The 20,330-nt window shown below is 36.2% G+C and carries 21 protein-coding genes, 1 other RNA gene and 1 pseudogene; 18 read left to right on the top strand and 5 right to left on the bottom strand.

The features are described from left to right. Nucleotides 1-61 precede the first annotated feature (61 nt). Entirely contained in the window at nt 62-1,234 is a 1,173-nt protein-coding gene (gene alr, locus ABS916_RS12195) for an alanine racemase (protein WP_350452156.1), read from the bottom strand. Between the two features lie 222 nt (nt 1,235-1,456). Here alr and ABS916_RS12190 point away from each other — a divergent pair, with 222 nt between their 5' ends. The 16 genes and pseudogenes from ABS916_RS12190 to rsmI all read left to right on the top strand — a co-directional run bounded on the left by ABS916_RS12190 (nt 1,457) and on the right by rsmI (nt 13,815). Then, nucleotides 1,457-1,690, top strand: coding sequence for a hypothetical protein (locus ABS916_RS12190; RefSeq protein ID WP_350452155.1), 234 nt, complete (start codon nt 1,457-1,459; stop codon nt 1,688-1,690). Nucleotides 1,691-2,147: 457 nt separating this feature from the next. After that, nucleotides 2,148-3,148, top strand: a pseudogene (gene add / locus ABS916_RS12185) (adenosine deaminase). A 114-nt stretch (nt 3,149-3,262) separates the two neighbouring features. Then, nucleotides 3,263-3,349: signal recognition particle sRNA small type (gene ffs, locus ABS916_RS12180), an RNA gene on the top strand. A gap of 195 nt (nt 3,350-3,544) precedes the next feature. Then, complete coding sequence (dnaX, locus tag ABS916_RS12175; protein ID WP_350452154.1) at nt 3,545-5,362, top strand: DNA polymerase III subunit gamma/tau; 1,818 nt, start codon at nt 3,545-3,547, stop codon at nt 5,360-5,362. Nucleotides 5,363-5,390: 28 nt separating this feature from the next. Further along, nucleotides 5,391-5,702 (top strand): YbaB/EbfC family nucleoid-associated protein, encoded by a 312-nt coding sequence (locus tag ABS916_RS12170; RefSeq protein ID WP_350452153.1) that lies wholly within the window; start codon nt 5,391-5,393, stop codon nt 5,700-5,702. Between the two features lie 101 nt (nt 5,703-5,803). Further along, on the top strand, nt 5,804-6,400 hold the full coding sequence (gene recR, locus ABS916_RS12165; RefSeq protein ID WP_013709925.1) for a recombination mediator RecR: 597 nt from the start codon (nt 5,804-5,806) through the stop codon (nt 6,398-6,400). A 26-nt stretch (nt 6,401-6,426) separates the two neighbouring features. After that, entirely contained in the window at nt 6,427-6,666 is a 240-nt protein-coding gene (locus tag ABS916_RS12160; protein ID WP_350452152.1) for a YaaL family protein, read from the top strand. Nucleotides 6,667-6,688: 22 nt separating this feature from the next. After that, the gene (locus ABS916_RS12155; RefSeq protein ID WP_350452151.1) at nt 6,689-8,113 is read left to right on the top strand and encodes an aminotransferase class I/II-fold pyridoxal phosphate-dependent enzyme; all 1,425 of its coding nucleotides are present in this window, start codon (nt 6,689-6,691) and stop codon (nt 8,111-8,113) included. A gap of 103 nt (nt 8,114-8,216) precedes the next feature. After that, nucleotides 8,217-8,852: a dTMP kinase gene (gene tmk / locus ABS916_RS12150; protein ID WP_350452150.1), complete on the top strand. Its 636-nt coding sequence runs from the start codon at nt 8,217-8,219 to the stop codon at nt 8,850-8,852. A gap of 20 nt (nt 8,853-8,872) precedes the next feature. Further along, the gene (darA, locus tag ABS916_RS12145) at nt 8,873-9,202 is read left to right on the top strand and encodes a cyclic di-AMP receptor DarA (RefSeq protein ID WP_035024045.1); all 330 of its coding nucleotides are present in this window, start codon (nt 8,873-8,875) and stop codon (nt 9,200-9,202) included. Between the two features lie 12 nt (nt 9,203-9,214). Then, nucleotides 9,215-10,201: a DNA polymerase III subunit delta' gene (holB, locus tag ABS916_RS12140; protein ID WP_350452149.1), complete on the top strand. Its 987-nt coding sequence runs from the start codon at nt 9,215-9,217 to the stop codon at nt 10,199-10,201. 53 nt (nt 10,202-10,254) lie between these two features. Further along, nucleotides 10,255-10,599, top strand: coding sequence for an initiation-control protein YabA (locus tag ABS916_RS12135; RefSeq protein WP_035021230.1), 345 nt, complete (start codon nt 10,255-10,257; stop codon nt 10,597-10,599). A 187-nt stretch (nt 10,600-10,786) separates the two neighbouring features. Next, complete coding sequence (locus ABS916_RS12130) at nt 10,787-11,773, top strand: NAD(P)H-quinone oxidoreductase (RefSeq protein ID WP_350452148.1); 987 nt, start codon at nt 10,787-10,789, stop codon at nt 11,771-11,773. A 66-nt stretch (nt 11,774-11,839) separates the two neighbouring features. Further along, nucleotides 11,840-12,616 carry a tRNA1(Val) (adenine(37)-N6)-methyltransferase gene (locus ABS916_RS12125; RefSeq protein ID WP_502880608.1) on the top strand — a complete coding sequence of 259 codons (777 nt, stop codon included), beginning with the start codon at nt 11,840-11,842 and terminating at the stop codon, nt 12,614-12,616. After that, nucleotides 12,603-12,959: a GIY-YIG nuclease family protein gene (locus ABS916_RS12120; RefSeq protein ID WP_350452146.1), complete on the top strand. Its 357-nt coding sequence runs from the start codon at nt 12,603-12,605 to the stop codon at nt 12,957-12,959. Before ABS916_RS12125 ends, ABS916_RS12120 begins: the two co-directional genes overlap by 14 nt. Beyond that, the gene (rsmI, locus tag ABS916_RS12115; protein ID WP_350452145.1) at nt 12,937-13,815 is read left to right on the top strand and encodes a 16S rRNA (cytidine(1402)-2'-O)-methyltransferase; all 879 of its coding nucleotides are present in this window, start codon (nt 12,937-12,939) and stop codon (nt 13,813-13,815) included. Before ABS916_RS12120 ends, rsmI begins: the two co-directional genes overlap by 23 nt. A 115-nt stretch (nt 13,816-13,930) precedes the next feature. Here the strand turns inward: rsmI and mscL are convergent, their stop codons facing one another. After that, nucleotides 13,931-14,338 carry a large conductance mechanosensitive channel protein MscL gene (mscL, locus tag ABS916_RS12110; RefSeq protein WP_350452144.1) on the bottom strand — a complete coding sequence of 136 codons (408 nt, stop codon included), beginning with the start codon at nt 14,336-14,338 and terminating at the stop codon, nt 13,931-13,933. 238 nt (nt 14,339-14,576) lie between these two features. On the opposite strand from mscL, the gene ABS916_RS12105 reads away from it, so the two are divergent. Then, the gene (locus tag ABS916_RS12105; RefSeq protein WP_350452143.1) at nt 14,577-15,422 is read left to right on the top strand and encodes a hypothetical protein; all 846 of its coding nucleotides are present in this window, start codon (nt 14,577-14,579) and stop codon (nt 15,420-15,422) included. A gap of 27 nt (nt 15,423-15,449) precedes the next feature. On the opposite strand, the gene ABS916_RS12100 is transcribed toward ABS916_RS12105, so the two are convergent. Together ABS916_RS12100 and ABS916_RS12095 are read right to left on the bottom strand one after the other, a co-directional pair. Continuing rightward, nucleotides 15,450-16,598, bottom strand: coding sequence for an NAD(P)/FAD-dependent oxidoreductase (locus tag ABS916_RS12100; protein WP_350452142.1), 1,149 nt, complete (start codon nt 16,596-16,598; stop codon nt 15,450-15,452). Nucleotides 16,599-16,881: 283 nt separating this feature from the next. Beyond that, nucleotides 16,882-18,303, bottom strand: coding sequence for an aspartate ammonia-lyase (locus ABS916_RS12095; protein ID WP_350452141.1), 1,422 nt, complete (start codon nt 18,301-18,303; stop codon nt 16,882-16,884). 262 nt (nt 18,304-18,565) lie between these two features. Between ABS916_RS12095 and ABS916_RS12090 the strand changes: the two genes are divergently transcribed. Then, the gene (locus tag ABS916_RS12090) at nt 18,566-19,003 is read left to right on the top strand and encodes an Lrp/AsnC family transcriptional regulator (RefSeq protein WP_035021249.1); all 438 of its coding nucleotides are present in this window, start codon (nt 18,566-18,568) and stop codon (nt 19,001-19,003) included. Nucleotides 19,004-19,069: 66 nt separating this feature from the next. Here the strand turns inward: ABS916_RS12090 and ABS916_RS12085 are convergent, their stop codons facing one another. Then, a complete protein-coding gene (locus tag ABS916_RS12085) occupies nt 19,070-20,314 on the bottom strand; it encodes a glutamate-5-semialdehyde dehydrogenase (protein ID WP_350452140.1) in 1,245 nt (414 codons plus the stop codon). Nucleotides 20,315-20,330: the final 16 nt, after the last annotated feature.

The following is a 20,330-nucleotide window of genomic DNA, read 5'->3' as shown; positions in this document are numbered from 1 at the left end:
ACCTAGTACATACTGTGAATCAACAGTATGTACTAGGTTTTATTTTTATAGCTAGATCTAGTTAAGGTTTTACTAATCCAGTAGCAGATATTATCTTATTGTGATTGAGGTAAACTCTAGGTACTCTTTTTCCTACCAAACAAGCCACTTCGTAATGAATCGTATTCATTTGTGCAGCGACTTCGCTAATGGAAATACAGTTATCTTTAGGGTCTCCAAAAAGAATGATTTCTTTATCAAAATGAACTGGATCAATTTCACTAAGGTCTACCATTGTCTGATCCATACATACTCGTCCGACAATAGGCGCTTTATGCCCGTCTAGCGTTACATTCCCATTGTTGGATAAGGCCCTTGAAAAACCATCTGCATAGCCTACAGGAATAGTTGCAATAATTGAATCCACTGTCGTTGTATAGGTTCGTCCATAGCTGACACTTTGTCCGGCTGGAACTTTTTTGATTAAAATAGGCTTCGTTTTAAAAGTCATCGCTGGTTTTAATTCAATGTGATCTTGCAAGTGTTGCTCTGGATACAAACCATAAAGCCCAATGCCGATTCGAACCATGTCCAAATGCATTTCAGGATAAGCTATAGTTGCTGCGGTATTGCAGCAATGCTTTATTGGAATCGTGTACCCTGCTTGTTGAATTTCGGAAACAATGTGCATGAAATGGCTAAATTGTTCATGAACAAAGGTAGATTCAATGGCGTCAGCATCCGCAAAATGGGTGAAAACACCTTCCAAGAGTAAATAATCTGAAGTAATGGATGCTACAACTTGTAGTGCTTCTTCAGCAGTGCGTACGCCAATTCGATTCATCCCACTATCAATTTTCAAATGAATGCGACAAACTTTTTTCTTTTGATCAGCTAACTGTTGAATGCTTTCAACAGCTTCTTTAGAGTACACTGTTAATGTTAGACCATAGTCGATTGCTTTTTCTATGGTTTCGGTATCTAAACTTGTGTAACCAAGGACTAGAATCGGAATAGAGAATCCGGCCTTTCGTAAAACTACTGCTTCATCTAGAAAAGCTACAGCCAAATAAGTTGCCCCGGCTTTAATAGCCGTTTCAGCAATCTCTTTTGCTCCATGTCCATAGCCATCAGCTTTTACAACAGCCATCAAAGCTGTGTCTGAGGAAAGGAGTTTTTTGAAATTTTTTATATTGTTTTCTACGTTATCAAGAGATATCTCGATCCAAGTCTCTCTAGAGCTTCCTATTTTCATTAATTCACTTCCTAAAAGTATCTAGTATATTTTTTATAATGATACCACTTAATATTAGATTAATGTACCTTAATCTAATGTTAAGACGGTTACAATGAAAAAAGTGTAAACAAAATGCATGGTATACTAGAGTGGGAGGTGTATAATGTAGGTTGGATAGAGTAAAGAATAAATAGATAAGGGCTTTCTATTATCATTGTTTAGAGATAGGGTGAATCACACATGGGAAATATTCAAGATTTTCGGGAAAATTATTTAGCTATTCTTAAATCAAAGAAACTAACAGAAAGTAAGAAAATCGAATTATTAACAGCAATTTTGAGCCAGATGGATCAAATTTTTGAAATCCGAACAGGTGAAATAGAAAAATACAATACAGATAATTACGATTCTATCACGTTATATCTAGAGATTGAAACAGCTTTAAAAGTTCAAAATGAAAAGAAGAATACATAGAAGAATACATAGAAGATGAAAGAAGCGATACCAATCATTTTGAGTTAAAGTTTAGTGAGGGCTGCTTAGCAAAAAGAGCAGTAGACGAGTAAAGATGGGAACAAAGACAGAATCAAACTCTATTCATCGAGTAGAGTTTGATTCTGCCTTTTTATATTCGTTTTTTAAAAAGAAAATGATTTACTCATATGAAGTTAAATCATTTAACGAAGAATGTATCCTAAAATAAATTGTGGAATCAGCCTAATTAAGCGGATAATCATAGTGTGAGAATCAAAAAAGTTTGTGTTATCATTCGTTATTTGTTTTTTTATATAGATTTAATCTAACTATTTGTTGATTAATGTTTTTAAACACGTATAATGTTAGTTGTTATGTAATTATAGTTCGTTATGTGATTCAAACTAAAGGAGTGTATACCGTGCCAACCATCTACCCGACGAAAGAATTTATTAAAATGTTACCGAAAGCAGAGCTGCATCTTCACTTGGAGGGAACTTTAGAACCTGAATTAAAATTGAAATTAGCTAGAAGAAATAAAATTACTGTCGGACAAGAAACCATTGAAGAAGTTAAAAAAATTATCAATTTGATTCTCTTTCTTCTTTCTTGAATGTGTATTACCCAGCAATGAATGTATTGCAAACAGAAGAAGACTTTTATGAATTGGCATGGGAATATTTGAAAAAAGCTAAAGAGCATAACGTAAGACATGTAGAAGTGTTTTTTGACCCTCAAGCACATACCTCAAGAGGAGTTAGCTTCGAAAAGATGTTTAATGGATATTATCGTGCTATTCGAGATAGTTCTAATTTAGGAATAAGCGCAAATCTTATCATGTGTTTTTTACGAGATATGTCTGCAGAATCAGCTATGGAAGCATTTGAACAAGCTCTTCCATACAAAGATAAAATAGTTGGAATCGGGCTCGATTCTGATGAAAGAGGCAATCCACCAAGTAAGTTTTTTGATGTATTTAAAAAAGCAAAAGAAGAAGGGTTTCATATCACAATGCACTGTGATATCGATCAAGAAAATTCGATTGAACACATTCGTCAAGCACTTTTTGATGCAAAAGTTGAAAGAATTGATCACGGAACCAATATCGTTGAAAACCAAGATTTGGTAAATTACATTAAAGAAAACAATATTGGTTTAACTTGTTGCCCAGTTTCAAATAGCTTTGTGGTGGAAGATATGAAAGGGAAAGAAATTATCGAGTTATTGGAACAAGGAGTAAAAGTGACTGTAAACTCAGATGACCCAGCGTATTTCCAAAGCTATATTTCAGATGATTTGTATGCACTAGCTGAAAATTATTCACTAACCACAGAACAAGTTATTCAATTAGTTAAGAACTCTTTTGCTATTGCTTGGATTTCTGAAGAAGAAAAAGAAGAATACATTCAATCAATAGATGAATATGTAAAGAACTTCAATAAAACAAAGGTGATATAAAAGATTTCTCGTACTAACTGAAAATATATCGTATGTTTTTATAGTGGAACTTATTTAATAAAAAAAACACTGGCTTTTCATTTGATATTCCTTTATAATAAGAAATGCCGCAAGGCCGTATGGCAATGATGAACTTTCGAATCGTGTCAGATCCGGAAGGAAGCAGCACTAAGGATGTTTCGTCATGTGCCGTATGTACATAGAATAAAAAAAGAAACCGTTGATTATCTAATCAACGGTTTCTTTTTTGTTTGCGATTATAGTTTAAGGTGAAGGTAATGCCATAGACAGATGATCAACGAAACTAAAAAGAGTCACGGTCTAGCTGTTTAAATTTCCCTTCAAATAACGTATAATAAAGAGTAATGATGAACGGTTCAAGAAAGGGAGAAATGCATGAGTTATCAAGCACTTTATCGAGTATGGCGTCCACAACGGTTTCAAGATATTGCTGGGCAAAAAGCCATTACACAAACGTTAAGAAATGCTTTAGCACAAGAGAAAACAAGTCATGCTTATCTCTTTACTGGGCCACGCGGAACAGGAAAAACGAGTGCAGCAAAAATCTTTGCTAAAGCGATCAATTGTCCAAACTTAGAAGACGGCGAACCTTGTAATGAGTGTGAAATGTGTCAGTCTATTACTCAAGGTCAATTAAATGATGTGATTGAGATTGATGCGGCTAGTAACAATGGAGTAGAAGAAATCCGAGATATTCGGGATAAAGCTAAATATGCTCCTACTAGTGCAGAATATAAGGTTTATATTATTGATGAAGTCCATATGTTAACCACGGGAGCTTTTAATGCGTTATTAAAAACATTAGAAGAACCGCCTAAAAATGTTATTTTTATTTTAGCTACAACAGAACCCCATAAAATTCCACTAACCATTATTTCTCGAACACAGCGCTTTGATTTCAAACGGATCAGTGTTCGAGATAGTTGTGAACGCATGGCGTATATCTTAGGCCAAGAAAAAATAGAGTACCAAGAAGAGGCGTTAACCGTTATTGCTAGAGCTGCTGAGGGCGGTATGCGAGATGCATTGAGTATACTAGATCAAGCTATCTCATATGGAGACGATTCAGTGACCGTTGAAAATGCAATGAGTGTGACTGGAAGTTTGACGCAAGAATTGGTTTTAGATTATTTCGATTCGATTATTCAACACAATACGGAAAAAGGATTGTCTCTTTTGCAAAGTATCTTAGCAGAGGGAAAAGACGCCAGTCGTTTTGTAGAGGATTTGATTCTATTTAGTCGAGATTTATTGGTTTACCAACAAGCTCCTCAGATGACGGATTTACTGGAAGGTGCAAATGTTGATGAAGGATTTAAAAGCCTTAGTCAAACGATTACAGCCCAACAGCTGTATAAAGTGATTGAGCTTTTGAATGATACTCAACAAGAGATACGGTTTACGAACCATGCAGAAGTCTATTTAGAGGTTGCTACTGTAAAATTGACCCAGTTAACAGACATTAAAGCACCAAACAATGCCCCAGTTGAAGGATCAAATGGAAATGAACTCAGTCAAATTGAGCAGCAAAAAATGGTGGATATGGAAAAAGAACTTAGTCAAATGAGGAAGCAACTGAAAGAACTGGCTAAGAATGGCGGAACACCTCAACCAGCCAAGAAAACGGCTAAAGCGACTGCTAAACCTGGAAATAATCAGTTTAAAACCAATACGACAATTATCTACAAAGTGTTGAGTGAAGCTACAAAGGAAAATTTAGCACAGTTGATTGATATTTGGCCTGATTTATTAAATATGCTTTCTGTTACTCAAAGAGCCATAATGAAAGCTTCCACACCAGTCGCGGCGAGTCCTAATGGCTTGATTGTTTCATTTGAATATGATATTTTGTGTCAAAAGGCCACTAACGATAATGAATTGCTTGAAGCCGTGAGTGAAGATTTAAGGCGGTTAGTGGGCTATTCTCCACAAATGATCTGTGTTCCTTCAGAACAATGGCCTGTTATTCGAGAACAATTCTTAAAACAAAATAAAGAGTTGTTGAAGAATCGTCCAGCCGATAAAGTCGATTCTCCTGCTACTAAGAAGCCTACCCAAACGGCCTCTGATTTTGAGCAAGAAAATTTGAACAGTTTAGAGTCGGTTTTACCTGACCCTGATGAAGAGGATACGATTGTTACGGAAGCCATGCAGTTGTTTGGAGAAGAAATAGTTGAAGTGAAAAATGATTAAAAAATAACCAATTGAGAGGAAGAATACAATGCGCGGAATGGGAAATATGCAAGGTATGATGAAACAAATGCAAAAAATGCAAAAAGATATGGCGAAAGCTCAAGAAGATTTAAATGCAAAAGAATTTATGGGGACATCTAATGGAGACTTGGTCACAGTAACGTTAACAGGAGAAAAGAAAATGAAAGACATTTCTATTAAACCTGAAGCCGTGGATCCTGATGACATTGAAATGTTGCAAGACTTGATTATATTGGCAACAAATGATGCTTTAGAAAAAGTAGAAGTAGAAACACAAGCTACTATGGGGAAATACACTAAAGGGATTCCCGGACTTTAAACTAATGAACCAAACAGATAATGATCAAAATGGGATTCCTTGTGGGTCCCGTTTTTTGAATCCTATAAAGTCCGTCTAAAGGATTAAGAAAGGAAATGACTATGCAATATCCAGAACCGATATCAAAATTAATGGACAGTTATATGAAACTACCTGGAATTGGAGCAAAAACAGCTGCTCGATTAGCCTTTTTTACGATTGATATGCGTGAAGAAGATGTAACTGATTTTGCTAAATCATTGATTAGTGCGAAAAGAGACTTACATTATTGCTCCAATTGCGGCCAGATTACTGAAGATGATCCCTGTCAAATATGCCAAGACAAATCACGTGATAGAAGTACTGTTTTAGTAGTAGAAGATCCAAAAGATGTTATGGCATTAGAAAAAATGCGTGAATATCATGGATTGTACCATGTGTTACATGGTGTTCTTTCTCCAATAGAAGGAACCGGTCCAGAAGATATCAATATACCAAGTTTAATTAAAAGATTGCAGTCTGACGAAATAAACGAAGTGATTATTGCAACAAACGCATCTGCTGAAGGCGAAGCCACAGCGATGTATTTATCAAGATTAATCAAACCAGCTGGAATCAAAGTAACACGATTGGCTCATGGTCTTTCAGTAGGAAGCGACATCGAGTATGCCGATGAAATCACATTGCTGAAAGCAGTGGAGGGGCGTAGAGAACTTTAGACAGGATTTAGGAAGGAGGCAAAAAAATGCTATTTAAGAAAAAATACGCATTACGAAGAGAGTACGATGCAGCCTTGCTAAAATTGATGACGGAAACAAAAGGAAAATGGGAGTACGCTAAAAGAATTGAGCATTCCGTTATTGAAAAAGACAGTTTACTGTTTGCCCAAACCAAATTAGCTAAAGCGAAGTATTTCTATTTATTCAAGGAAGCAAAAAAAAGAAACATTAAAGGTGACACATCTACTTTAGAATCCTTTAAGTAAAAAAAAATAAGGAGGAGCGAGGATGAATAAGAAAACTAACGGTGAAGAACAGCATCGTCGCCCTCTCTTTGAAGTTTTAAATCAACATAAAAAGAAGGAAAAGGTTTCATTCCATGTACCTGGACATAAAAACGGTGTGAACTGGGATGAACACTTAACTTCTTTTCATCCGATGCTTTCTTTTGACCAAACGGAAGTTTCAGAATTGGATTATTTGCATGAACCGGTTGGTGCTTTAAAAGAAAGTCAAGACTTGCTAGGTACACTGTATGGCAGCAAGAAAAGCTATTATTTGATCAATGGCTCGACTGTGGGTAATTTAGCAATGATTATGGGGTCGACAACTAAGGGAGATCAAGTATTTGTTGATCGAAATTGCCATCAATCCGTTATTCATGCATTAGAATTAGCAGAATTGCGTCCCATTTTTTTAACACCGGAACTGACAGACTCAACGCCTCTAGGAATTACTTTAGCAAGGTTGGAAGAAGCTTTTGAACACTACCCATCAGTAACAGCATTGATCGTTACGTATCCTACATATGATGGAATGGTTTATCCTCTTGAGGAGTTAATTGCCTATGCAAGAAAAAGAAAGTGCTTCGTTTTAGTAGACGAAGCTCATGGACCGCACTTTACACTAGGAGAACCATTTCCAGCATCAGCATTAGATCTAGGAGCAGATGTAGTGGTACAATCGGCACACAAGATGCTGCCTTCCCTTACACAAACAGCTTATCTGCATCTTGGACATCATGTACCCACTCTTATAAAACACAAAATTGAACATTATTTGCATGTTTTTCAATCGAGCAGTCCCTCTTATCCATTGATGCTCTCATTAGAATACGCGCGCTACTTTCTGGCCTTTTTTAATGAAAACGACTTGAAAGCTACTTTAGCGTATCGTGATTTGTGGAAAATTCAATTTGAGAAGGATGGTCTGAAGATTTTTCAGAGTAGTGATCCGCTGAAAGTAAGAATATCTTGGGAAAATCATAGTGGTGAAGCACTAGCGACACATCTAGAAAACCAAGGTGTTTTTAGTGAAAAGGTAGACCAGTTTACAGTGTTGCTTACTTTTCCATTATTGAAGCAAACGACCGAAGTAAGAGAGCCTTTTTCTATACAACTACCGCAACACCCAAAAACGAATGAAATAAAAAACGAAAAAATTAACTTTCCAATAGCTTCTTATACGGAGCTAGACTTGAGCTATGAGAGTCAAACGAGCAGTAGGATGAAGCGTATTTTTCTAGCGGATGCTGAAGGGCAAATTGCTGCACAAAATATAACGCCCTATCCACCAGGCATCCCCTTTGTCTTAAAAGGGGAAAGAATTACAATTGAGCAGATCAGACAACTGAACCATTTTATCAAGCAGTCAATGAGAGTGGTTGGACTCGGAAATAAAATGGAACTCACTGTTTTTTCTGAAAATGACTGATTCTATGGTGAACAATAAAGAAAAGCTATTAGACTGTCAGCCATAGATACAGTATAATGAAAGTAGCTATAAAGCTAAATTAAGAAGTTAGGGGCTTAGAATAGTGAAAGGCACATTTATTACAATTGAAGGTCCCGATGGTGCAGGTAAAACCAGCGTTATAAAGAAATTGATCCCAATGTTGGTACAAGCGGTTCAACAAGAGATTGTTGCAACAAGAGAACCTGGCGGAAGTCGGATCGCCGAAGAAATTCGAGAACTTATTTTAAATCCAACGAATACTGAAATGGATATACGTACAGAGGCATTGTTGTATGCAGCCGGTAGAAGGCAGCATTTAGTAGAAAAAATCATTCCAGCTTTAAAAGCCGGAAAAGTAGTGGTTTGTGATCGCTTTGTAGATAGTTCATTGGCTTATCAAGGAGTCGCTCGTGGTATTGGAACCTCTGAGGTAGCTGAAATAAACCAATTTGCAACAGAAAATCTTTCTCCTGACTTAACGCTTTATTTAGATATTGAAGCTCATGAGGGTTTAGAACGGATCAACCAAAATAAAAATAATCGCCAATTTGATCGTTTGGATCAAGAGACACTGGAATTTCATGAAAAGGTTCGATTGGCATATTTAACGATTGCAAAAGAGCATTCTGAGAGAATTGTTCAGATTGATGCAAGCCAAGATTTAGAAACAGTTGTAGAACAATGTTACCATGTTATTATTGAGAAACTAAGGGTATAAAAAAGAGGGGTTGATGTGTGATGAAATTAATATTAGCGATAGTTCAAGATAAAGACGGAGGACGTCTGTCTAATGAATTTGTAGATGCAGGCATACGTGCAACCAAGCTTTCAACAACTGGAGGCTTTTTAAAAGCAGGAAACACAACTTTTATTATAGGTGTTGAGGAAGAACGTGTAGATGACGTGTTAGACCTTATTCGTAAAAATTGTCAATCTAGAGAACAATTTATGACTCCTCCTGTCAGTTTAGATGTTTCTATGGAAACAAATATGCCTTATCCAGTGGAAGTTCAAGTCGGTGGAGCTACTGTCTTTGTATTACCAGTTGATCAGTTTCAACAATTTTAAATCCGGGTCGTGATGAAAATCGAAGAAAAATTAATTTGGCTACAGCCTTTATTACTTAAGCAATTCAAAAAGACAGTACAACAAAAGCAATTAGCTCATGCGTACCTTTTTGAAGGCGTTTCAGGAACCGGTAAAAAAGAGATGAGTTTGTGGTTAGCAGCTAGTTTACTTTGCAAAGAAGGTTCTGAAAATCTCCCTTGTGAAAACTGCCAAAACTGCCGACGCGTCTTTGATCATCAACATCCAGATGTGATAGAAATTGTGCCAGATGGCTTATCTATAAAAGTAGAACAAGTTCGTAATTTAAAAGCGGAGTTTTCAAAAAGCGGAGTAGAAAGTCAACAGAAGATTTTCATTGTTGAAGATGTTGAAAAAATGACTCCAGGGGCTGCGAATAGTTTGCTCAAATTTTTAGAAGAACCTGAAGGTAGCGCCGTAGCATTTTTATTGACAACTGCTAAGAACCGGATACTCCCAACTATTTTATCGAGATGTCAGTTGGTTCATTTTCAATCTTTAACTAAAAAGAAATTGATGACTGAACTTGAAGCTAAAGGACTTTCAATCAATCAGGCTTCATTGTTGGTGCAATTGACCAATAGTGTAGAAGAAGCGCTTGAGCTGAATGAAGACGAATGGTTTCAAGAAGCTAAAACAATAATTTGGAAGTGGTTTACACTGATTACAAATAAAGATAATCAAAGTTTTGTTTACGTACAAACAACAATTATGCCTCATTTTAAGGATCGCGATGCACATCGAAGGTTAGTAGATTTAATTTTGTTAGCCTACCGAGACATATTGATGCTCCATTATGGTACAGTTGATGTATTAGCGTATGCACGGTACCAAAAAGAATTAGATCACATTAAAACACAGTATTCAAGTAAAGCCATTGTGCAGGCTATTGAAGCAGTCTTACTCAGTCGCAAAAAACTAGAGAGTAATGTTAATGCTCAAGGTGTTTTTGAACAGCTAGTTTTACAATTAATGAAGTAAAAGGTATAAAGATGACTAAAACGATGATCATAGCAAAGAGTGGGTGAAAATGGATGGACAAAAAAACTTTATATGATAGTTTTACTCAAATAGAACTTGATACGGATACTACTCTTCATCAAATTTCTAAAATCAAAAAAGAGGTTGAAACATTGGTCGAAGAGAATGCTACTCTTCGTATTGAAAATCAACACTTGAGAGACCGGTTAAGTGATCTTGAAAAGCTGCAACGATCAGATGAGGAAGTTGTAGAACCAGAAATGAGTAAATCGCGTTTAAATCTTGAAAAATTATATGAAGATGGATTTCATGTGTGTAATGTATTCTATGGTTCAAGAAGAGTAAATGATGAGCCTTGCGCTTTTTGTTTAGATGTTATTTATGGCGAAAGAAGATAATCGCGAACTGAATAAAAAAGACTTGTAACCGTATGGATGAAATGGCTACAAGTTTTTTGTGTTTATCCTCGATTTTGATCATACAGCCGTTAGTTTAGTGGATGAGTAGTTAAAGAAGGTTCGTAGAAAAGACAACTGTTGCATGTTATAGTGAAATTAGCTGAAAACTAAGGAGGAAATGCATATAATGAAAGCTGTATCCATTAAAAAACCAGGTGATAGTGAAGCATTAGAGATCCAAGAAAAACCAGTTCCAGAAGCCAAAGAAGGTCAGCTGTTAGTTAAAGTTAAAGCAAGTGCTATAAATAGAACCGATATCATGACACGTGAAAATAAGCAATTATCTAAGCCTTACCCAATATTAGGAGTGGAAGTTGCAGGAGTTGTAGTTGAAAATAATAGCGTAGATCATAAAGAACTGGTTCCTGGAACACGCGTTGCAGGACTAGTGAATCATGGTGGTTATGCAGAGTATGTAGTAATGCCTTCAGATCGTGCCATTATTATACCGGATAACATGAACTATGAAGCAGCGGCAGCTATTCCAGAAGTTTTTCTAACTGCCTATCAAACCCTTTATTGGTTAGGAAATTTAAAACCAGAAGAAACCGTTTTGATTCATGCGGGAGCAAGTGGTGTAGGAACAGCAGCTATTCAGTTGGCAAAAAAAATGACAAAAGCACGGGTCATTGTTACTGCAGGTTCAGATGAGAAATTGCAATTTTGTAAGGAACTGGGCGCAGATATACTAATCAATTATAAAGAAGAAGAGTTTGATCAAGTGGTATTAGACTACACTGAACAAAAAGGTGTTGATTTGATACTAGACTTCATTGGTGCTTCTTACTGGGAAAAGAATTTCAACAGCATAAAGATCGAAGGACGTTGGATTGTTATTGGCGTATTAGGTGGAGCAATAGTCGAAAATGTCAATTTAGGTATGTTATTACAAAAACGGATTACCTTAAAAGGTACGTTGCTAACACCAAGAAGCGATGAGTATAAAGCTCAGTTAACCAATGAATTCATTGGAAAAGTTATGCCATATTTTGAAAAAGAATTAATCAAACCTATTGTAGATATTGCTTTTATGCTTGAGGATGTAGCTAAAGCTCATCGTTATATGGAAGAAAGTAAAAATACAGGAAAAATTATCTTGAAAATTGAAGAATAAACGAGTCATAAATAGAAGATTATTTAAAACCTATTAGGGAATACACCATACTATATAGTCAAAACGATGATAATTGAAGGAAGTGTCATAGTGAATCAGTGGTTACAAGGTGATGAACGGATGGATCAGTTGCTCAGTCATAACTTATCCATCATCCAGAGCCCATCAGTCTTTTCGTTTTCATTAGATGCAGTATTGTTAGCAGATTTTGCTCAACCTGCTAAGCACAATCGTGCCAAAGTGGTTGATTTATGTGCAGGCAATGGAGTTGTTGGCTTGTTGCTCAGTCAAAAAACAAGTAGTCCGATTATTGGAATTGAAATACAAGAAAGACTGGTTAGCATGGCAAAAAGAACGATCCAATTAAATGAACTAGAGAACCAAGTTTCTATTCTACATGGAGATTTAAGTGACGCAACCAAGTGGATTCAAAAAGATACTGTGGATACAGTGACGTGTAACCCGCCATACTTTGCTGTGGGAGAAAAAAGTATAAAAAATCCTAATTCTCATTTAGCTATTGCCAGACATGAGTTGCATACAAATTTAGATGAGGTTATGAAAGTTTCGAGCGATCTATTAAAAATGAATGGTAAAGCTTACTTTGTCCATCGTCCTGATCGGTTAATTGAAATCTTGGAAACGATGAAAAAACACCGAATTGCTCCCAAAAAGATGCGTTTGGTCTACCCTAAAGTTGGGAAAGAAGCCAATACATTGCTGATCGAAGGGATAAAAGATGGGAAAGATACAGGGTTTCGTGTTTTACCTCCGTTATTTGTATATAGTGAGGACAACAATTATCTACCAGAAGTGAGTGCGATGCTGCATGGAATCCGTTAGTTATTTTTATGTCTTATATTGTCAAGATGGAAGTTTGTATGGCGGGTATACGACAGATCTTGAGAGAAGAGAATTAGAGCACAATCAAGGTATTGGGGCTAAGTATACGAAGCCACAAACGAGAAGACCGGTAAAAATGATTTACGCAGAAGGGTACTATTCTAGAAGTGAAGCGACAAAAGCAGAATATGCTTTTAAAAAGCAAACTCGAAAAAACAAACTCACTTATTTGATCAATCAAGGAATTACGTTTCCAGTTGAATTAACAAATCCTTGTTTATTAAATATGGAGAAAATGAACGTAAAGGAAGGTGAAAAAAATGCAGAGTCAAAAGAGTTTTGAGCAATCTCAAGGCGGAAGTTTATACCTTATCCCTACGCCTATTGGCAATTTGGAAGATATGACGTTTAGAGGAGTAAGATTGTTAAAAGAAGTAGATTTGATTGCTTCTGAAGATACGCGTACAACACAAAAGCTGTTGAATCACTATGAAATAAAAACACCTCAAATCAGTTTTCATGAGCACAATACACAAGAAAGAATTTATCAACTGATTGAAAAATTAGAAACAGGAATGACAATTGCACAAGTAAGTGATGCAGGAATGCCTTCTATTAGTGATCCTGGTCATGAATTAGTAGTAGCCTGTATCCAAGCTGGTATTCCAGTTATTCCTTTGCCCGGAGCAAATGCTGGACTAACAGCATTGATTGCTTCTGGGATAAGTCCTCAGCCGTTTTATTTCTTTGGCTTTTTACCGCGTAAGAAAAAAGATCAACTCGTTGCTTTAGAAGAGTTGAACCATCGACCTGAAACGATTATCTTATATGAATCGCCACACCGTTTAAAAGAAGTTTTGAAAAACATGTCAACCGTTTTTGGAATGAATCGTCGTATCGTTTGTTGCCGTGAATTAACGAAACGCTATGAAGAATTTATAAGAGGAACGATTGAAGAAGCGATTGAATGGTCTATGTCGAATGAAATTAGAGGCGAATTTTGTTTGATTATTGAAGGCAATAGTGAAGGGACTCTTTTAGCAGAAGAAGACACTAGTTGGGAAATTTTATCACTAAAAGAGCATGTTGATGCAATGATAAACGACAGAGATTTTACTAGTAAAGATGCCATTAAAGAAGTTGCTAAACTACGAGGGTTAAAAAAACAAGAAGTCTATGCAGCTTTTCATGAATTTTAGAGTTTAAAAAATAATTTAAAAAAAGCATTTGCTCTCTTCATGGAATAGTCTTCCAGAGGAGAGCAAATGCTTTTTAATGCTATTAGTGCTTAATTGCTAAGCTATTACCTGAAACCTAGCTGTTACGATTTTTTTTATCTTCTGCCAATAAATCGCGAATTTCTTTAAGGTATTGTTCCGCTACCGGAATTTCAACTTCATCAACAACTTCTTCGGCTTTTTTAAATTTATTTGCAGCATTATTAATGAGTTTAATAAAGATAAAAATAACAAGTGCAATTAGAATGAAATCCACAACTGCTTGCAAGAAAGCACCATATTCTAACTTAGCACCACCAACTTCGATGGATAGATTTTGGATATCCGTTCCACCGGTTAAAATCCCCACAAAAGGCATAATAATAAAATTGACAAGAGCAGTAACAATGGCTGTAAAGGCAGAACCGATAACAACACCGACGGCTAAATCAAGAACATTTCCTTTGAAAGCAAATGCTTTAAATTCGTCCATAAATTTTTTCATGTTTTCACCTCCATATAAGGATAAAATAAACATTTTTTTGAATTCAAACATTCTGTTCATTCATTTAACTATAACAGAATGTCTGTTTTATTGTCTACTGTCATGCGAAACACTTCATAATATCAAATGAAATAACGCTTAAACGATAAACTTTCACTAAATTATTTGAAATGAATGAGGAGTTAGATGAAATAGGGTATAATAATGGTAAGAAATAGTTTTACAAGGAGGAAAAGACATGAAAAAAAATTGGAGTCGTCTATTAATCATCTCTTTAAGTATGGTGGCATTAAGTGCTTGTGGAACAAATAATGAAAATGAAGGAGCAACTTCTGAAGCAACACAATCAGAGTCTGTTGTATCGGAATCAACTGTATCCGAGTCATCATCCTCACAAGCAACAGATTCATCAACAGAAGAAGTTTCGTTACAAGAAACCTATAATAAAATGTACACAGATGGATTAGCTCAGTATGATGCTGAAAAATATGATGAAGCTGCCGGGACAATTGGCCTATTGCTACAAAATGACTTGTCTGAGTACAATGATATCGAAACAAAAGCTACAAGTTTAAAAGAAGACATAACGCTTGCTCAAGCCCAAAAAGCTAAAGCAGATGAAGCTACAGCGCTTATTGAAAATTCTACTTATAAAACAGAACGAACTTCTGATTTAGCTGCTGAAGAATTTTCAACAGCTACAGGTAAAGATATCAAAACTGCTTCAGATGATGAAATCGGTAGTTGGTTAACAGAAAAAGACGCAGCAGCAAAGGAAGCAGCAGATAAGGCTAGTCAAGAAACAACTGAAGCAACACCGACACCTGAAGAAGAACTGAATGCAGTGTTAAATGAAGTCGTTTCAATTACTGGGATATCGCCAGAAGATAACCAGTTTTATGCAACGAAAACATCTGAACAAATTTATACAATTGAAATTCGTCATTCACATGAGGTAGATGGAGTAGGGATCTCAAATATGGTGGGCATGTTCGAATACGATCTAGCAACAAAAGAGTTGAAAAAAATGGATCCATTAACAGGTGAATATTCTGTCTTCACTGGAACAGATTCTACTATTTAAATACGAAAAAATAAGGATTTGAGATACTTATCTCAAGTCCTTATTTTTATTGTTCATTTCTTTAATGTATTGATCAACTGGATAATTAGAGAGTGGTAAGTCAGTAGCTTCACCTGAGATAAGCTGGCTTAACATGTACCCGATCAAAGGTCCAGAAGTTAACCCTGAAGATCCTAAACCACTAGCTGTAAAAAGGTTAGGGTACTCTGGAATAACGCCAAAAAAAGGTGCGAAGTCAGATGTGTATGCTCTTGTCCCTACGCGGATTCCTGTAATGGTGGCATTCTTTAATCCAGGAGCGAGTTCTATCGCTTCTTCTAGCATGACCTCTAACTTTTCTTTAGTAGGTGTTAAATCATATCCGCCATCATTTTCATGAGTAGCTCCTACAATGATTTTTCCATTTGCGAAAGGTATGATATCTTTTTCACCATCAGGCATGATAACAGGCCAGTTTGACATCTCTTCTTGTAAGTGAAGTTGAACTAATTGTCCTTTTTGTGGGCGAATATCAACGTCTAAACCAAGTGGGGCCAATAATTCGGGTAACCAGGCACCAACTGCTAAAACAACTGTATCATACGTTTTAGCATGGATATTCGTATGGATAACATACTCATTTGAGTTTGGAGAAGAGAGAGTGACTTTTTCTGAATAATAGCGAAGACCATTAGATTTAGCTTGATCGATCAGTCTTTCTGTCAATAAAGAGCCATCTACTCGCACACCACCTGAAGCAAATAAAGCAGATTCTTCAGAGTCATATAATGGGAACTTAGCTTTGATTTCCTTTGGAGATAGAAGAGCCAATTCCCCAATCTCCGGAGCAGTTTCTAAACGTTTGAGCGCTGTTTTTTCTAACTTTTTTAATAAACCAAGATTTTTTTTAAAGACTAAAGCACCTACTTGTTGATAGATATCGGAATGAGTAAGCGATTCGTCCAAATCATCCATAAGTTGTGGATAAAAAGCGGCGCCTTTTGAAGCTAATTGGTACCATTCTTTATTGCGTCGTTGAGATAGCCAAGGGCATATGATTCCAGCAGCAGCAGAAGTGGCTTGTCCTACACCATCATCATAAAGAGCTAATTCATAATTTTTTTGACTAAGGTAAAATGCAGCGGTCGCTCCTACGATACCACCGCCAATAATTGCAATTCGTTTACGTTGTGTCATTGATCCTCATCCTTTTCATCTACAACTACATGTATTTATTCGTAAATAACAAAGCGCTAGTGTTCCATGAACTACCTTTTATCACAATATTACTTTAGGTATGTGCATAAAAAAATTCTTTATATTACTCTAGGATCAATTGTCCAAGACCAATAAAAAGAATCGTAACATGGATAAGTATAAAACAAATAATGATTTTTATACATGAGATTTACTAAAAGAATGAAAAAACTTATCGTTTACTATGAAAAAGTAGTCAATTCTTACACATCTGTCAAAGTACTTATGCTAACACAGAAACAGATGTGTGGTTTGACGAAACAATACCTTTAGCTAATTTTTCTAAATCAAGAAGTTCATTAACTTTTTCTGTGGGCAACCAATTCTTTTCAAGAAGAATATGGCGAATGGAACGTCCAGTTTGCAAGGATTCTTTTGCTAGTTCACTTGCTTTTTGATAACCGATCAAAGGACAAAGAGCGGTAACGATTCCGGGGCTTTGTTCAACTTGATTCCGACAGTGTTCTTCATTGACAGTAATGCCAATAATGCAGTTATCCGTTAAGGTCATCACAGCATTTGTCAGTAATTCTATAGAACTAAAAAGATTCCGGAAAATAATAGGTTCGAATGGATTTAGTTCAAGTTGACCAGATTCGGCAGCCATTGTAATCGTAAGATCATTTCCTATAATTTGAAAAGCTACTTGAGAGACGACTTCTGGAATAACTGGATTAACTTTTCCAGGCATGATTGAAGATCCATTTTGCATCGCGGGTAAATTGATTTCTCCGAAACCAGTTTTTGGGCCACTAGACAATAAACGAAGATCATTGCACATCTTGGAGAGAGTAATAGCGGCTGTTTTTACAACTCCTGAAACACGAACGAATCCATCAACGTTTTGAGTAGCATCGTATAGATCATCAGCTTGCTGTAAGGGCAGTTTCAGTTCATGGGCAAGATTTTTTGCAATGGTCGCTGAATAACCTGCGGAGGCATTAATGCTATTTCCAATAGCTGTAGCGCCAATGTTAAGAGTATACATCTCACTTGTTATCATAGTTAACTGTTGAATGTCACGTTGAACAGCGGATTGATAGGCTTTGAAAGAACGTCCTAAAGTTGTAGGTACAGCATCTTGCAATTGCGTTCTTCCCATTTTGATAACGTTTGAAAATTCTGTTGCTTTTCGCTCCAATGTTTTTTCTAACGAGGTAAGAGTTGAGATGAGTTGTGGCAGCAGTTCTAAGACCGTTAGCTTTCCGGCTGTTGGAAAAACATCATTCGTTGATTGAGAACAGTTCACGTGATCATTAGGGTGTACCAGTTCATAAGTTTCTTTTGTTCCTCCAAGAATTTCACTGGCACGGTGTGCAATAACTTCATTCATATTCATATTTGCTGAAGTTCCGGCACCTCCTTGAATAGCATCAACAATAAAATCATCTTGAAAGTGTCCCGCAATAATTTCATCACTTGCTTTACAGATAGCTTCTGCAATTGAAGCGGATAGGTTTTTTTCTTGATAATTAGTGAGTGCAGCTATTTTTTTTATGAGTGCTAATTTTTTTATGAGGATAGGATGCAGCATTTCACCAGATAAGGAAAAATTATTTTTTGCTCTTAGAGATTGTACTCCGTAATAAGCTTCATTTGGAATGGGTAAGCTGCCGATTGAGTCAAATTCTATTCGTGTATTCATTTCTGTCACACTCCTCAAATGTAGGGTAAAAGACTTTTGTAAAAATCTATTTTTAAAAGATACCATGCTGGAACCGAGGAGTAAATAGCCAAAGAATAAGAAAAAACAAATGATTGGTATAGGTGTGTTTTAAATTAGATAATACGATATTTGACTGATTAAACTTTGTTTTATTAAGCGTAAAGTTTTTTATGTTTGAAATGTCTACCCCAATCTGTATAATCTAAATAGAAAGAAAATCTTAAGAAAAGGATGGGATAAAATGGATAGTATTGATAAACAGATTATTCAATTATTGGGAGATAATGCACGAGCATCATTAAAAGAGATTGCTGCTGAAACATTTTTATCCTCTCCAGCCGTCTCTGCACGGATTGCTCGTTTAGAGAATGAAGGGATTATTACAGGCTATTCAGCTCAAATAAATTTACATAAGTTAGGTTATCATATTACTGCGTTCATCAATTTGGAATTGAGCCCTAAGCAAAAACCAACATTTTATCCATTTGTAAAAGCATGTCCTAATATTCTTGAATGCAATTGTGTAACCGGAGAGTACTCCATGCTTTTAAAAGTAGCTTTTCCATCTACAGTTGAGCTGGATGGGTTTATCGGTGAATTACAGCAGTTTGGAAAAACTTATACACAGATTGTTTTTTCAACTAGCATAGAGCCAAGAGGGATTCAGTTAAAAGAATAGAAGGACATAAAAAAGATCTCGCTTTCTATGGGAAAGTGAGATCTTTTTTTATTTTATGGCTAAGTTTTATCGAATCTGTCCTTCACCAAAGATAATGTATTTGGATGAAGTCAGTTCATTTAGACCCATTGGCCCACGGGCATGTAATTTTTGAGTGCTTATTCCAATTTCTGCACCAAATCCAAATTCGAAACCATCTGTAAAACGAGTAGATGCATTAATGTAAACAGCAGCAGAGTCAACTTCGCGATGAAATTGAAGACCTGAAGCATAATCATCTGTCACGATGGCTTCAGAATGGCCAGTACTGTAACGGTCAATGTGTTCAATCGCTTCATCTAGAGAAGAAACAACCTTAATAGCTAAGATAAAGTCTAAGAATTCTGTTTCCCAGTCTTCTTGAGTAGCTGGTATGGCTTTTTTTAAATAGGATAAGGCTTTTTCATCTGCTCTTAATTCAACATTCCACGGAGCTAAAGCTTTTTCAATTACAGGCAAAAAGCTTTCCGCTACGTCTTCATGAATCAATAAGGTTTCAGCAGCATTGCATACAGAAGGTCTAGAACATTTGGCGTTTACAATAATATCAGTTGCCATTGCTAATTGAGCATCTTTATCAATATAGATATGGCAATTTCCTGTTCCAGTCTCAATTACAGGGACGGTAGCTGTTTCTAAAACGGCTTGAATTAATTTTGCTCCACCACGTGGAATCAAAACATCCAAATAACGATTTAATCGCATCATTTCGTTAGAACTTTCGCGTGTGATATCTTCAACCAATTGAATCGTTGTAGCAGGAAAGACTGTTGTTTCAAGTGCATCTTGCAAGATGCGAACGAGCGCTTTATTTGAATGAATGGCTTCCTTACCGCCCCGTAAAATGACCGCGTTACCGGCCTTGAAACACAATGATCCTGCGTCGGTCGTTACATTTGGACGAGATTCATAAATGATTCCAATGACTCCTAATGGAACACGTTGTTTTCCAATCGTCAATCCAGCTTCGTTTTTCCACATTCCATCAACTTTTCCAATTGGATCGGGTAAGTCGGCTATTTTAAGGATTCCATCAGCCATAGCTTCGATGCGTTCCTTAGTTAAGATTAAACGATCCATCATATTTTCTGATATTCCGTTTTCTTTAGCAGCTGTTAAATCTATCTTATTTGCTGTAAGAATAGTGTCTGTGTGAGCAATCAAAGCTTGGCTCATTAATTTTAATGCTTCATTTTTTTCAGGTGAAGTAGCTCTTGCAAGCGAGCGTGCCGCTTTCTTTGCTTTTTCACCTAATTGGATCAATGTTTCCATAAAAACACTCCTTCTA

Origin of the sequence: Carnobacterium sp., assembly GCF_040274945.1 — a bacterium.
Lineage (GTDB): Bacteria > Bacillota > Bacilli > Lactobacillales > Carnobacteriaceae > Carnobacterium_B.
This window is presented reverse-complemented; position numbering and strand designations above follow the sequence as displayed.